This is a genomic window from Dawidia cretensis (assembly GCF_018598175.1).
In the GTDB taxonomy this organism is placed as follows: Bacteria; Bacteroidota; Bacteroidia; order Cytophagales; family Cyclobacteriaceae; genus Ohtaekwangia; species Ohtaekwangia cretensis.
In genome coordinates this window covers 1-310 of record NZ_JAHESE010000170.1, presented here as the reverse complement: position 1 = coordinate 310, position 310 = coordinate 1, and the positions used below count along the sequence as shown (strand labels likewise).

Sequence of the window (310 nt, the reverse complement as noted above, 5' to 3'; positions counted from 1 at the left end):
GATTTTCATAAGGGCAAAGCAATTAAGAGATTACAAGAAAGATTAGGAGTAACTCAAAAAGAAACCATATGTTTTGGTGATGGTCAAAATGACATTGTCATGTTTCAAGCATCAGACGTTACAATTGCAATGAAAAATAGTCATCAACAACTTAAAGATATAGCGACATCTATATGTGAGGACATATTCGATAATGGAATTTATAAAGAATTAAAAAGAAGAAATATCATATAAAAAGGAGTAATTTATGGAAAAGAACTGGTGTCAAAAAGAAATCGTTTATCAAATTTATCCAAGAAGCTTTCAAGAT

At 29.0% G+C, this 310-nt stretch carries 1 protein-coding gene; it reads left to right on the top strand.

Features of this window, described 5'->3' with window-relative positions:
• Positions 1–234: HAD hydrolase family protein (locus KK062_RS31300; RefSeq protein WP_254088111.1), on the top strand; the 234-nt coding region annotated here is incomplete at its 5' end.
• Positions 235–310: the final 76 nt, after the last annotated feature.